Annotated in this window: 12 protein-coding genes; 10 read left to right on the top strand and 2 right to left on the bottom strand. The window is 68.1% G+C overall.

Annotated elements, in window-relative coordinates; genetic code table 11:
- Positions 1-20: 20 nt before the first annotated feature.
- From ACFYOS_RS13790 to ACFYOS_RS13805, 4 genes are all read left to right on the top strand, one after another.
- Complete coding sequence (locus ACFYOS_RS13790; RefSeq protein ID WP_387139962.1) at positions 21-1,649, top strand: ParB/RepB/Spo0J family partition protein; 1,629 nt, start codon at positions 21-23, stop codon at positions 1,647-1,649.
- Positions 1,650-1,651: 2 nt separating this feature from the next.
- The gene (locus tag ACFYOS_RS13795) at positions 1,652-2,392 is read left to right on the top strand and encodes a recombinase family protein (protein WP_387139965.1); all 741 of its coding nucleotides are present in this window, start codon (positions 1,652-1,654) and stop codon (positions 2,390-2,392) included.
- A gap of 468 nt (positions 2,393-2,860) precedes the next feature.
- Entirely contained in the window at positions 2,861-3,319 is a 459-nt protein-coding gene (locus ACFYOS_RS13800; protein ID WP_387139967.1) for an ATP-binding protein, read from the top strand.
- Positions 3,320-3,327: 8 nt separating this feature from the next.
- The gene (locus ACFYOS_RS13805; protein WP_387139970.1) at positions 3,328-3,651 is read left to right on the top strand and encodes an STAS domain-containing protein; all 324 of its coding nucleotides are present in this window, start codon (positions 3,328-3,330) and stop codon (positions 3,649-3,651) included.
- Between the two features lie 13 nt (positions 3,652-3,664).
- Here ACFYOS_RS13805 and ACFYOS_RS13810 read toward each other — a convergent pair whose 3' ends face one another.
- Complete coding sequence (locus ACFYOS_RS13810) at positions 3,665-4,033, bottom strand: hypothetical protein (protein WP_387139973.1); 369 nt, start codon at positions 4,031-4,033, stop codon at positions 3,665-3,667.
- Between the two features lie 314 nt (positions 4,034-4,347).
- Here ACFYOS_RS13810 and ACFYOS_RS13815 point away from each other — a divergent pair, with 314 nt between their 5' ends.
- Complete coding sequence (locus ACFYOS_RS13815) at positions 4,348-5,361, top strand: ATP-dependent DNA ligase (RefSeq protein ID WP_387139976.1); 1,014 nt, start codon at positions 4,348-4,350, stop codon at positions 5,359-5,361.
- Between the two features lie 109 nt (positions 5,362-5,470).
- On the opposite strand, the gene ACFYOS_RS13820 is transcribed toward ACFYOS_RS13815, so the two are convergent.
- A complete protein-coding gene (locus tag ACFYOS_RS13820; RefSeq protein WP_387139979.1) occupies positions 5,471-7,360 on the bottom strand; it encodes a helix-turn-helix domain-containing protein in 1,890 nt (629 codons plus the stop codon).
- 703 nt (positions 7,361-8,063) lie between these two features.
- Here ACFYOS_RS13820 and ACFYOS_RS13825 point away from each other — a divergent pair.
- Genes ACFYOS_RS13825 through brxC form a run of 5 tightly spaced genes read left to right on the top strand, consistent with a single transcriptional unit; the run spans position 8,064 to position 13,921 of the window.
- Positions 8,064-8,270 (top strand): helix-turn-helix domain-containing protein, encoded by a 207-nt coding sequence (locus tag ACFYOS_RS13825; protein ID WP_387139982.1) that lies wholly within the window; start codon positions 8,064-8,066, stop codon positions 8,268-8,270.
- Positions 8,267-8,875 (top strand): BREX-6 system BrxE protein, encoded by a 609-nt coding sequence (gene brxE, locus ACFYOS_RS13830; protein ID WP_387139985.1) that lies wholly within the window; start codon positions 8,267-8,269, stop codon positions 8,873-8,875. The genes ACFYOS_RS13825 and brxE overlap by 4 nt, the downstream gene beginning before the upstream one ends.
- A complete protein-coding gene (locus ACFYOS_RS13835) occupies positions 8,872-9,657 on the top strand; it encodes a hypothetical protein (protein WP_387139988.1) in 786 nt (261 codons plus the stop codon). The genes brxE and ACFYOS_RS13835 overlap by 4 nt, the downstream gene beginning before the upstream one ends.
- Positions 9,654-10,292 (top strand): DUF1788 domain-containing protein, encoded by a 639-nt coding sequence (locus ACFYOS_RS13840; RefSeq protein ID WP_387139991.1) that lies wholly within the window; start codon positions 9,654-9,656, stop codon positions 10,290-10,292. The genes ACFYOS_RS13835 and ACFYOS_RS13840 overlap by 4 nt, the downstream gene beginning before the upstream one ends.
- The gene (gene brxC / locus ACFYOS_RS13845) at positions 10,289-13,921 is read left to right on the top strand and encodes a BREX system P-loop protein BrxC (RefSeq protein WP_387139994.1); all 3,633 of its coding nucleotides are present in this window, start codon (positions 10,289-10,291) and stop codon (positions 13,919-13,921) included. The genes ACFYOS_RS13840 and brxC overlap by 4 nt, the downstream gene beginning before the upstream one ends.

Here is a 13,921-nt window from a genome sequence, read left to right on the forward strand (position 1 = left end):
TGGAAGAGGAGAGACAGGAAGTGACAGCACCAACGAAGACGCGGCGCGCGAAGAAGAGCACGCCGTACCTCGCCCAGCTCGACCCTCGCGAGCTGGTCGCGCACCCGACCAACCTGCGCACCCAGCTCGGCGACCTGACCGAGCTGCGCGCCTCGATCGCCGCGAGCGGCGTGCTGCAGGCGCTGACCGTCGTCCCCGAGGACGGCGGCATGCGGATCGTCGCCGGGCACCGCCGCGCGGCGGCCGCCGCCGAGGCGATCGAGGCCGGCGAGTGGCCGGACGGGACGCCGCAGACCGTGCCGTGCCTGGTGCGGCCCGACCTGGAGGGCCTGGCCCCCGCCCAGGTCGTGGCCATGCTGATCGAGAACGACCAGCGCGCCGACCTGACCGAGAGCGAGCGGGCCAACGGCTACGCGCAGCTGGAGCTGTTCGGCCTGGACATCGCCGAGATCGCGCGGCGCACCGGCCGCAGCCAGAAGCACGTCAAGTCGGCGTTGAAGCTCAAGACGCTGGGCGACGTCGCCGCCGAGGCGGCCGACGCGGGCAAGCTGACGCTGGAGGACGTCGCCGCGCTGGAGGAGTTCGAGGACGACCCGAAGGCGATGGAGCGGATCCTCAAGGGCGTCGAGTCCGGCTGGGGCGTGCGGCACCGGGTCCAGGAGGAGAAGCGCAAGCGCGACGACAAGAGCGCCACCGAGCAGCTGACCGAGGAGCTGACGGCAGGCGGCGTCCGGGTGTTGAAGAAGCCGAAGGACTGGCCGTGGAACTGCGCGGCGACCAAGGTCGAGGACCTGGTGGACGCCGACGACCAGCCGCTCGACGTCGAGCAGGTCAAGACGCTGGAGGGCTTCGGCGCGATCATCGAGGGCTCGTACGGGAACATGCGGGCCGTCATCGTGTGCGAGGACCCCGACGCCCACGGGTACAAGCGCACGAAGTGGACGCAGTACAAGAGCCCCGCGGCGAAGGTGGCCGAGGAGCTGAAGAAGCGGGAGGCCGAGGAGCGGCGACAGAAGCTGCTCGACGCCGGCGAAGTGCGGCGGCGGTTCCTCGTCGAGACGTGGGGCAGCGCGAAGGCGGCGAAGGCCCTGCTGGTCGACGCGATGCGCGCCGCCGTGGTGATGCCCGGCTGCTACGACCGGGCCGAGACGGAGATGGTCGAGGCCCTGGCCGGCGGTGACGTGAGCGACGCGCAGACGGCCGGCATCGACCGGCTGAACCGGCTGCTGGTCGCCCGGTTCGTGGCCGCGCACGAGGCCAACACGTCGACCGTGGCGGCCGGGCGGTACTCCAACCGGGAGCACCTGGTGCTGCCGTGGCTGGACCGCCTGGTGGCCGAGGGCTACGAGCTGTCGGACGCCGAGAAGACCTGGCACGCCGAGCTGGTCGAGGAAGAGGCCGAGCGGCAGCGGGCGATGGAGGAGGAAGAGGCCGAGCGCGCGGCCGAGCTGGAGTACGACGAGGCCGAGGGCTACGTCGAGGACGCCGAGGGTGTGCGGCCGATCGAGGACGTGCACCTGCCCGAGGGCGACGACGAGCCGGCGGCCGAGCCGGACGCCGACGGCGACGCCGAGCCGGAGGCCGACGCCGAGCCGGAGCCGCAGGCCGAGGCGGACGAGGCCGAGCCGGACGCGAAGGGCGACGAGTGAGCGTGACCCCAGCGGGTCAGCCGGAGGCGCGTACCGACCTGGTGCGCGCCTCCGGCGCCGGCCCGACCGACAGCATGGAGGAGCTGCCGCGCGGCACCTGCCCGGCCTGCCAGGTGGCGATCGGCGAGGCGCACCGCGACGACTGCGACGTGGCCGAGTGCCTGGCCACCGGCCGGAAGCGCATGTGGTGCCGGGCGCAGCCCGACACCGCGGGCCACGACTGCGGCCCCGCGGACTGGACCGGCCGGTGGCCGGCGCACGCGGAGGCCCGCGAGTTCGGCTGGCACCTGCGGTGGGACGTGGAGGCGCGGCGGTTCGTGCGCTGCGCCCCCGACGTGGAGGGCTCCGGGCCGGACCTGACGCGGCTGTATGAGCACGCGCGGTGGGACCGGGAGGCGCGGCGGTGGGTGCGGCGCCGGGCAGTGCTGTTCTCCCGGGCGGTGCGCGGCGGCCGGGCCAAGCTGGAGGAGCTGACGAAGGCGGCGCAGCGGTACTGCGCGGAGCAGGGCTACGAGGTGGTCGGCGAGCACGTCGGCACCCGCGGCTGGCGGGAAGCCGTCGCCGACGTCGACGAGGGCAAGGCCGACGTGGTGGTGGTGCCGACGCTGGACCGGCTCGGCTTCGGCAAGCAGGTGTTCGAGCGGGTGGCGGCCGTGCGGCGTGCCGGCGGAGACGTCGCCGGCCCCGGTGTGCGGATCGACCGGGACGGCCGCATGGTCGCCGGTTCGACGAGCGAGACGTGAGGAAAGTTCACGACTGAGCGAGAGAAGCTAGTCGGCCACCCGGACTACCCGTGGGGCTAGTCCGTGAGGCGGACCAGCCGGGGCGGGTCACGGCGACGCCGTGGCCCGCCCCTTGGTCGTGTCGCAGCCGGCGGCGACCGGCGGGTCCACTGCTCGACCCGAGCTGCCCGCGTCGGGTGCCGACGGCTGCTCATGGTGCGGAAGGCCCCGTTCTTGGGGGTGAACGGGGCCTCCCTGTGCGCCACACGGGAACCCCGGGGGGCGAGGGGCATACCCGCTCCGGATGGTGGCCGCGCACCCCGACCTCTCAAACCGGTCACCGGCGCATCGGAGGAACATACTAGGCAGGCCTAGCGTCATGGTGCAGAGCGGGCATGCGTTTGAGGCAGCCGTAGCCAAGCCATGAAGGCGGTCCCACCCGACGCCCCATCACATGCAGTGGTCCTTCACCAGTTGTACGGTGCCCAGGTGAGCTGGCGTGGCCGCGTCGGGGGCGGTGGGGGCGATCCGGACGATGTCCGGGGCGTGGTGACTCTACTGTCGGACTCGATCACGGAGGTCGCGGTGACGCGGCTGCGGCACGCCGTCTCCGCGGCCGCCAGCGCGGCCGGTCTCGCTGGAGACGCGTTGGAGGACTTCGTCTTGGCCGTGCACGAGCTGGTCACCAATGTCGTGCGCCACGGCGGCGGCAGCGGACGGCTCCGCCTGCTGCGCGACGCGGTCTCCCTGTCGTGCCAGGTCATCGACTACGGTCCCGGAGCGGAGCGTGTTCCGATCGCGCTGCCGCGCCCCGGAACCCCGGGCAACCGGGGCCTGTGGCTGGCCCAGCAGCTCACTGACAGCCTGGTCATCGACAGCGGGCCGGACGGGACGACAGCAACGGTCACCGCCCGCCTCCCCGGCGTACGGTCGAGCGGGAAGGAGTGAGGTGCGGCGTGGAGCAGACGTGGCAGTCGGAGACGACGGTGAGCGACGGGACCGCCGTCGTGACGCTGTTCGGCGAACTCGACATCGCCGCAGCCAGCCCGCTGGGGGACGTCCTGCAGGCCGCGATCGCCCGCGCGCCCCGCGTCCAGGTCGACCTGGCGCGGGTCAGCTTCATCGACTCCACCGTGCTGAGCGCATTCGTCAACGCCCACGGCCGTGCCACCGATTCGGGCGTCAGCCTCGCCTTGGTCAATCCCACCGGCCATGTCCGGCGGGTGCTGTCGATGACCGGGATCCTGCCAACGCTCGGCACGCCCGACTCCGGCGACTAGTCCGTCAGGCGGACTAGCTGTCGGTGCGGCGCGGGGTGCAGTCGGCGCTGACGACCGGGTCCACCCGGACGTCCGGGCACATGCGGCAGCGCAGCACGAGGTGCCCGCCGCAGCGGCACGGCCACCAGTCACGCACCGCCCGGGTCGCCGACCCGCCGACGTAGCTGTGCCCGCGCCGGCAGCGGTCCGGCTCGGCGCCGACCAGCTCGCGTACCTGCCGATACGGGAAGGCGACGACGTGCCGGTCGGCGCGGGCCCGCGCGACCAGATGCCGCAGCTCGGCGGGGGAGTCCACGACGTGCTCGACCACGGTCACGCCGGCGGGCGAGTTGCCGGCCCGGTCCCACCGGATCGTGATGTGCCATCGGGTACGCCACTCCACGGAGAGCAGGCTACTAGAACACTTGTTCGATTGCGTCAGACCCGCCAGGAAGACTGGCTGGATGTCCGGACGAGATCCGGTATGCCGAGCGGGCCGGGTAGCAGAAGCAGAACCGATGTGTGAGGCGCTTTCCCCATGCATTCGTTGTGCCTGATCTGCACCCGGGGCCTGCTCCAGCTCCCCGACGATGGCGGGGGAGGGGCAAATATGAGTGGCGCTCACTATCTGGACGGATGGGGCTGGAGGGGGTGAGCCCGGCCTGGCGGTGGGAGACGTCGCCAGGTGGGCTGGTGCTACGCCGGCCTGTCGCCCCGATGCTGGCCGCGGCGGTTGATGCGGTGCCTGAGGGTCCGAACCTGGTGTATGAACCGAAGTGGGATGGGTGGCGGGCGCTGGCCTTCCGGGGAGCCTCGGACGTCTACTTGCAGTCGCGCGCCGGCAGGAATCTGACGCCGTACTTCCCGGACATCACACGGGCGGTCCGGGCTTTCGTTCCGCCCGGTGCGGTGCTCGACGGGGAACTGGTCGTCTGGGAGCGCGGGCGGACGAACTTCGCCCTGCTGCAGCGGCGGGTCACCGCCGGCCGACAGCTGCTGCGCGAAGCCCGGGAGCACCCGGCCTACTACGTCGCCTTCGACCTACTCGTCGACGTTGGTGGAGAGCCGGTGCTCGACGCGCCACTGGTCGAGCGGCGGGCACGGCTGCTGCGGCTGCTCGCCGGCGCCCCGCCGCAGCTGGCGGTCACTCCGCAGAGCGCCGACCTGTCCGAGGTCAGCGAGTGGCTGACCACCTGGACCGCGGCCGGCGTTGAGGGTGTGGTGATCAAACGCCTCGACAGTCGGTATGAGCCTGGCCGGCGAGGGTGGGCGAAGTTCAGGGTTCGTGCCACCACGGAGGCGATCATCGGCGGCGTCACCGGCAGCATCCGCAACCCTGAGACTGCTCTCCTCGGCCGCTTCGACCGGCGGGGTCGACTGCGATACACCGGCCGCACACACCCGCTGGCCGCGCCGCAGCGTCTGGAGCTGGCTTCGCTGCTGTCGCCGCCACGTCCGGCCGAGCGCCGTGTTGCCATTCACCCCTGGCCCGATCCGCTGCCCGCCACATGGTCGGGCCAGTTCGAGCGGCCCGAGCCGCTGCGCTACGTCCAGGTCGAGCCGACCGTCGTGGCCGAGATTGAGGTGGATACGGCCTACGAGCACCATCGGTGGCGTCACCGCGTGCGGTACGCGCGGCCCAGGCCGGACCTGTCGGTGTACGACGTGCCGCTGATCCTCGGCGAAGGCGAAGGCGAAGACCCCTTCTCCGACTACGCCAGGAGCGCCTGATTGACCGCGGCTGAAGTCCTGCTACAGCAAGGGCGTCGCAACGAATCGGGCCATGCAAGAGAGCGGCAGGCGCGGTGCCTTGATCGATGAGCAGCTACGGGACGGCCGGCTACAGCGGCCAGTCAGTAATCTCGGCGAACAGGGCTTCCGAGTCGATGTTGAAGTGTCCCCAGCCAAGGGCCAGCTCGTCGAGACCCTCGGCCACCATTCGGCGTTGTGAGGCTCGATTGAGTCCGAAGGGGCCCACGACCCGCAGCCCAGTCTCTGATCGGAATGCTTCCGACGTCTCCCCGAGGATCGAAAGATCAACGGCGTCTGTGAGGCTCAGTTGGCGATAGCCGCCACCACTGTCGGCGCGGGTGCCTGCTCGCAGGTGCATTTCGATGAACGGCGGTGCAGCCAGTGGCAGATCGTCGTAGGACACCGCTAGGGCAGTCGGCAGGACAAGCGCGGTCTTCCATGCCGAGGTCAACACCTCGATGACCTCCGGGAGTGAGAGCCTAATGTCCGCGTCCTCTGGTAGGGAAGCGCCCCCCTCCACGAGGGCATTACGCCACGCAGCCACATTGACACTCAGATCCACGCATCCGGTTACCGACGATGGGGAGCGAAGGGTGCCGAGTTGGAGGATCGCGTTTGCTGCCAGTGCTGAGGCACCATCAGGTGCAGCAAGGCGGGCGCGCATGTGCGAACTGGTGCCGGAGTGGTAGGTGTGTTGTCCGCCCGCCGGCTGCCAAGGCGGTGGGGCGATCCTGGCGCCACGACGCGCGGAAAGCGTTGACAGCACCTTTGCGAACCCGGTGCCAGGCAGCAAAGCTTGGTGGTCCGCCCGAACGGCCCTCGACAAGGAACGAGATCGCTGCGGATACCCTTGCCACGAGATGTCGAGAACGGCGCGGACGACGACGTCTACGTGACCGCCTTCGCGCCAATGGCTGTTGTAACTTATCTGGAAGTCAAGCTGCGGGGTGGGGCGCCAGGTCCACGGCTCGTGCGGCGATGAGCGGGTAAGGCGGCCTGCTCCCCAACTTCCGCCGTCGAGTTCCACTACCGTGGCATCACGGTCAATAATCAACGGTGTCCCGTCGGCTGGCGTCTTTGGCAACCCGATTTTGGTGATGCTCGATTCTTGATTCGCGTCGCCTCCGGCGCGGCACAAGCTCTCCCAGATCTGATCCGGCACGACCGCGCACTCGTGTCCGGGTAGCGCGGACAGGATTGCCGCGGGTTGCTCTCTGTTTCCGGAGAGTGGCTGTATGAAGCCGGGGCCACACGAGGTAACCGCGTCGGTCGGATGGCCAAGCACTGATTCACCGCCTGCTGCGGCATATGCGGTCTCGAACTTGCGCCTCACCGCGCCTGACCCAACGCCGACAAGCGGAACCTGTGGTTCCTTCCGCGTGGGTAGCGCTGAGGCGACGGCTTCGTGAAGTGCTCGGAGGATGTTCTCGCGCGGACCGTCCGACGCGTTCCAACCTGCCGAGAGCAGCTGGTGAAGGTTGCTGTGCGAGAGCCACTGCGTGGCGTCGCCGTCCCGAAAGGGGGCCGCCACAGCCGGTGCTCTCCTCCCATCGAAGATGTCCACAATAAACGGCTTGGCCGATTCGTGCTGACGCGGAACATCGATGACCAGGACGCCCCTGTCGCCATCGGTCGAGTAGAAGGTGATGTCGAGTCCTCTGACGTGCGGCTGGACCCGTTCCCGCGCCAGCTTGCGGTAGCGGTCAAGGTCCACGAGGCCGCTCGGCACCGGCCGAAGCTTCTCGATGATTTCGCGGCTGCCCTCGCGCCGGGTTGAAAACCCGACTATGAGTAGGCCACCGCCTCCGTTCGCGAACGCGGCAACGTCCTTGGCCAGTTCTGCTGCGCTTCCGGGATCATCGAGTCGGTAGGGCCCTGACTTGACATCAAGCCAGGCAGACTCGGGCAAGCCAACAAAGCGGGCCAGCTGCCCTGTCAACAGCCAAGTTCGAGCGGACTCAATCCCACCAGTCTCCACCGCACCAGTGTGAATGCTCGGCCCGGTTGACGGGTGCAAGGGGCCCAGGGGCGGGTAGCAGCGGCATGCGCGCCGCCGGTCGAGCGTCGTGCCAGGCTGGTGCGGCTGCTCGCTGGCGCCCGGCCGAAGCCGGCGGTCACCCCGCGAAGCGCCGACGGCGCCGAGGTCAGGGAATGGCCGACCACCTGGACCGCAACTGGTGTGGAAGGGGTGTGGTCAGGCGGCTCGACAGCCGGTATGAGCCTGGCCGGCGAGGATGGGCGAAGTTTCGAGCCCGGGCGACCACGGAGGCCATCATCGGCGGCGTCATTGGCAGCATCCGCAACCCCGAGACGGCTCTGCTCGGCCGGTTCGACCGGCGGGGTCGACTGACATCGAGTGATCGCTATCTACATCGAGCCTGCAGGACGATCTCCAATCGGACTAAAGCCGCAGACCAAACCAAAGATCTTCGAATCGCCCTCTCAGAAGCCCCTCGGCCGGCCGGCGTCGCTGCCCAGGATGCTTGAGAGCCTGATCTCGGAGGATTGGCGGGCGCTGTGGGCGAGTACGGGAAGCGGCGGTAGCTCAGAGGCCAATATTTCACCGAGTCTCGCCGATCTGCGTCGATCTTTAACGCTCCCTGTTGACCATGATACGTTCTTGTCGCGTCTGACGAGGGCGCGAGCGGGAGTCTGCCTCTACGCCCTGTGGGAGCCGGATAGTGCACGAGCATGAGCCCTGGGTATCGGTGGAGGAGGTCGGGAAGCACCTTGGCGTTGCCAAGGACACGGTCTACCGCTGGATCGAGTCAAAGTCCCTACCCGCGCACCGGGTGGGCCGTTTGTGGAAGTTCAAGGTCTCGCAGGTCGACGCTTGGATTGAGGCGGGTGGAGCGGCCGACTCGGACAACGAGAAGGTCGAGCCATGAGCATGTTCGATGTCGAGAACCTACCGACCGGGAGTGAACGAGCGCCGATTCCGATGTCGGACATCGACGCGGCGCTCACCTCCCAGCTCGTGGTGGCGTGGGCGGGCGAGACGGGGGAAGAACGCGGGCTTGGTTGGTGGCGCTCCGACCTCGTTTCCGAGTACGGGGGCGAGGATCTGTTCCGCCGGCTGTTGCCGGGCACCTGGCGCTGGGCTGTGCTTCAGGGCGCGAGAGAGGCTGCCCGACGGATGGACGCGGACTTGCGGCGCCAGGACCACGACCCCGACCGAATCGTCTCGCTCTTCAGTCTGGGTTTCGAGCTGGACGAGCGAATCGAGGAGCGCTTCCAGGATCTGAAGCGTTCGGGCCGCGCGCCGGACGAGGCGCTACCGGGCCTGGCGGTTGTCAGTGACGGCTGGTGCCGGGATCAATTCTGGGACTGGGTCGTCGGCCACGGTGATGCTGATGCGGCGGCTTCACCGGTCGGACGGCGACTCAAGGGGAACCCTCCGATCGCCTTGGATCAACGGGTGCGGAAGCTCGTCGCGGGGCTCGCCCCAGCGGCCGATACCTACCCGCTTCCCCACTACAGGAGAGCATCATGACGGGCCGCCCACGAGAGGCGACGGAACCGCACACGCGCCTCTCCAAGTGTGCCCTCGAGCTCGATGACTCGCGCGCCTTCTGGGCGCACGCCGACGAGACCACCAACGTGAACGCCCAGCGGGCCTTCGACGAGTACTGGTTTGGCGCTCGGAGTCTGGCGCGCGTCGAGGTGCTTCTCACCAACATGCGTGCCCGATTCAGTGCGTTTCCATCGGCGCTCGCCGTGCTCCACAGCTGGCAACACATGTCGCCGGACACGCGCAGAGCCATCTGCCACTGGCACCTGCAACTCACCGATCCTTTCTATCGGCGATTCACGGGTGGGTATCTGAACGAGCGTCGCTCTGGGCCTCGGCCCGAGGTGACTCGCGATCTCGTCGTCGCCTGGGTGGGACAGCAAGGGCCGGGCCGCTGGACGATGTCGATGCGAATCCAGTTCGCCAGCAAGTTGCTCTCCGCGGCGTACTCGGCTGGTTTGGTCGCCTCGAACCGCGACCCTCGCCCCATCGGTCTGCCGCGCGTGCCGGACGAAGCGCTCGAGTACCTCATGTACTTGCTGCGCGAGACGGAGTTCGAGGGAAGTCTCCTCGACAACCCGTACACGAGTTCGGTCGGCTTGGAGGGCGCCATCCTTGAGGAGCGCTTGCGTGGGCTCCCTGGGCTTGCTTTCAGGCGGCAGGGTGACCTCATCGACTTCGGCTGGAGGCAGCGCGACTTGCGGATGTGGGCCGACGTCAACCTCCGCAGTGACGAGTCGCGCCTGGCTGGAGCTGCACTGTGAGTCTTCCCCTGTTCACACAGACTCCTCTACAAGAGGCGTTCGCCGCGCTGCGCCGAGATCTCATCCATGAGGACGGCCCGCGCATCAGCACGATGCGCAACTATCGCTTCGCGATCATGCAGTACGACCCGCCCGATGAGTTCAAGCTCCGTGGCGAAGTGCAGCGCTTGACCGCAGACCTCGTCGCGAACGGCTGGATGGTCATTTCGATCAGCCTTCAGAAGCTTCTTCTCGACCGTGTCAGAGCGCAGGGCTTGGAGTGGGTCGACCGTGTCGTGCAGATGGAAGAGCGCATGGCCGGGATCGAACCGGAGCGCGGGTTGAACTACCTGAAGTCGAAGCTTTCGCCGCTCATCGAAGGGCCGGACGGGATCGCGGCGGACTGCAGCCGCCTGATCTGCGAGTACGCCGACAAGCACCCCGACACCGTTGACCGGACGGTGGCCCTCATCGGGCGCGCGGGCGCGCTGTACCCCTTCATTCGATCATCATCCCTTCTTCGTCACCTCGACGGCAGGACGCGAAATGTGCCGGTGGTCCTGCTCTATCCCGGCGAACGGCGAGGCCCGACAGGGCTTTCGTTCATGGGCATTCTCAATCCGGACAGCGACTACCGGCCTCGGATCTATCCATGAGGGACGACATGTTGATTCGCGACCTCTTTCTCTCTGACGTCACGCGGGATATCCCGCCGGTCGTGTATTTCCACGAGCAGGGCGCGGACAAGCTCGATGCCGAGGTTTCCGAGTACATCATCACCGGCGGCTGGCCCGAGGACCACCCGAACCATCGTCGTGTGCCGAGCGGCATCCACGAGCAGTACGTTCGGCTGCTCACGAACATCGCTGCGGAGCTGGATAAGGCAGGTGGGCCCGAACTCCCCAACGCCTGGATCTCAGGTTTCTACGGCTCCGGTAAGTCGAGCTTCGCCAAGCTACTCGGGCTCTCCCTCGATGGGGTCGCATTGCCGGACGGAGGCTCGCTCGCGGAGGCGTGGCTCCAGCGGGACACGTCGCCGAAGTCTGCCGAGCTCCGCGAGGCATGGCGTGTTCTTCGCCAGAAGATCGATCCGCTGGCCGTCGTGTTCGACATCGGAGGCATCGCGCGAGACAACGAGCACATCCACGCCGCGACCGTTCGGCAGGTCCAGCGACGGCTCGACTACTGCAGCACCGAGCCCCTCGTGGCGGACTTCGAGCTGCGCCTCGAGCGCGACGGCGAGTGGGCTCGCTTCGAGAAGACGGCCCAGGAGACACTCGGCACGCCATGGGCCGGCGTTAAGGACAAGGCGCTGGCCGAGGAGGACTTCTCGCTCGTCATGAGCGTGATGTATCCCAACCGGTATACCGACCCCATGAGCTGGTTCACCAGCCGCGGCGGCACCCATGCGCGCTCCGATTCGCCCGAGGAAGCCGTCGCGGCTATCCGCGACATGCTCCAGTTCCGCCGCCCGCGCGCGACGCTGTTCCTCGTTGTCGACGAGGTCTCCCAATACGTTCTATCCAACAAAGACCGCGTGGACCGACTGCGCGCCTTCGCGACCGCCATCGGCTCCACGCTCCGCGGCAAAGCCTGGCTGCTGGCGCTCGGGCAGCAGAAGCTCGACGAGGAGGCGGACGACTCCTTCCTGGTGTGGGCGAAAGATCGCTTCCCTCCAAAACTCCGCGTGCATCTGGCGGCCACGAACATCCGCGACGTCGTCCATAAGCGACTCCTGCAGAAGCGACCCGACGCCGAGGGACAGCTACGCGCGCTCTTCGAGAGTCACCGGCCCGACCTCAAGCTGTACGCCTACGGCTGTGAGGCGGTGACCCCCGAGGAGTTCGTCGAGGTCTACCCGATGCTCCCCGGGCAGATCGACCTGATCCTGCAGATCACCAGCGCCCTGCGCACACGCTCGGCCCGGGCCCAGGGCGATGACCAGGCCATCCGCGGCCTGCTCCAGCTGCTCGGTGAGCTGTTCCGCGACCAGAAGCTCGCCGAACAGCCGGTGGGCGCGCTCGTGACCCTCGACCGGATCTACGAAGTTCAGCACACTGCGCTCGACTCCGACGTGCAAGCGTCGATGGCCCGCGTGCTGAGCCAGTGCACCGATGATGCGGACGGGCTCATGGTACGCGCGGCCAAGGCGGTGGCACTGCTCGAGCTCATTCAGGACACCCGGGCCACCGATGCGAAACTCGTGGCCCAGTGCCTCTACGACCGAGTCGACCGCGGCAACCATGTGGCTGCCGTGACCGAGGCGCTCGAGGAGCTGCGCCGCAGGAACCTCCTCGGGTACTCGGAGAAGCACGGCTACAAGGTCCAGTCCTCAGCCGGCGAAGAGTGGGAGCGTGAGCGCCGCGACATCGGCGTCGTGCGCGAGGCCATCAGCGAGATCGTGCAGGACGGGCTCACCTTTCTCCTTGCCGCTCCGGACCGCCCTCGACTTCAAGGACGGCCATTCCCTTGGGCGGGGCAGTTCTCCGACGGCCGCCGCGCGGACGACGTCAACCTCGTCGACCCGCGCGACGACGCCGCCGCCCGTGTCGACTTTCGCTTCCTGGCCCACGAGGAGCGCACTGAGAGCACCTGGGTGAAGAAGAGCGGCGAGACAGCACTTCACGACCGCCTCGTCTGGCTGTGCGGCGACAGCGACAACGTGGACCACCACACGCGCGAGCTCTACCGCTCGCGAGCGATGGTCAAGAAGTACAAGCCGCGCCGCGAATCCTTGAATCCCGCCCGCAAGATCTTGCTCCAGCAGGAGGAGAACCGAGCCGAGGACCTCGAGAAGCTCGCACGGGACGCCATTGCGACGGCTTGGATGGCCGGAAAGATGTACTTTCGAGGTCGGAGCATCTCGCCCCAGGAACAAGGCGCGTCGTTCGCTGCAGCGCTCCACGCGACGGCCACCCGGGTGCTGCCAGACCTGTTCCCGCACTTCATCGCCACGCAGGTCCAACCCTCCGAACTGCTTCAGCTCGTCGAGGCCGAGCTCTCGGGGCCATCACCCAAGTTCCTCACAGGCGACCTCGGCATTCTAGAGCTCGACTCCGGACGCTACGTCCCCTCATGCAGCGGCGTCGTGGCAAACCGCATCCAGGAGCACATCGAATCCGAGGGGGGCCTGGGCGGGACGACGCTCCTCGCCCACTTCGGCGGCCCACCCTACGGCTACACGGCGAACGTCGTGAAGGCCTGTGTCGCAGGCCTGCTCCGCGCCGGCAAGGTGCGTCTGCAGCCCGATGGCGGCAATGAAATCACTGCCATTCGCGACGCAGGAGTGCGCGACCTCTTCGACAAGGACCGCGCCTTCCGACGTACAACAATTTTCCCGGCCGGCGAAGACGACATTGGCTTCCAGGCGCGGGCACGCATCTGCAGGTTCTTTGAAGAGCGCCTCAGGCACCGCATGGATCGCGAAGACCACGCCATCGCCGACGCGGTCGCCCAGCACTTCCCGCAGCTTGCCCAGAAGCTCCGCGACGTACAGGGCCGGCTCAATCAGCTCCCGGGCTCGCCTGAGGGGCCTGTTGTGTTTCGCAAGCTCGGCGAGGCGCTCGAGCAGTGCATCCGCACCTGCCGGCAGACCAAACCGACCGTGAAGCTGGTCAAGAAGCACCTCGACACGCTGCAAGACGGTGTCCAGCTCCTGCAGCTCTACGACGCGGAGCTGGCGGTCGATGCCATTCGGGCCGTCGCAGCCGCCCATGGTGTGCTCACGTACCAGGCAACTCAGCTTAAGGACCTCGGCGTCGAGCTCACCAAGGTTGAGGCAGCCGCGAAGCGCGTCGCCGCCCAGCTCGAGGCCGAGCGGCCCTGGCGCGACATCGGTGCGCTTGATGAGGACCTTGCCGAGATCCGCAACTGCTACCTCACCGAGAGGCAGCGGCTCCTCCAGTGGCAGGAGCAGCAGGCGGAGACGGCCCGTGCCCGCGTGAAGGCGCGGGACGGCTTCAGCACCCTCACGGGCGAGCAATCACACCGCGTGCTCCGGCCCTTCGCGCTGGCGGTGACCGACACCACCGCCGAGGCCATCGCACCACCGCTCGTCTCCCTGAAGGACCCGTTCGCGATCGCGCTGCAGCGTGCCGAGGACCAGGCGAACGACCTCCTCGACGAGATCTTGAGCGAGGGCGAAAAGCCTCTCATTGCCCGGGTCGACCTGCACTTGCGCAATCGAGAGGTGGCGACGGAGGCCGACGTGCAGGCGCTCGTCGACGAGATCAAGAAGCGCCTGCTCGAGCAGGTCCGCGCCGGTGCGCGCGTGCGGCTGCTGTGA

Source organism: Micromonospora sp. NPDC005806 (assembly GCF_042871425.1).
Taxonomy (GTDB): Bacteria; Actinomycetota; Actinomycetes; order Mycobacteriales; family Micromonosporaceae; genus Micromonospora.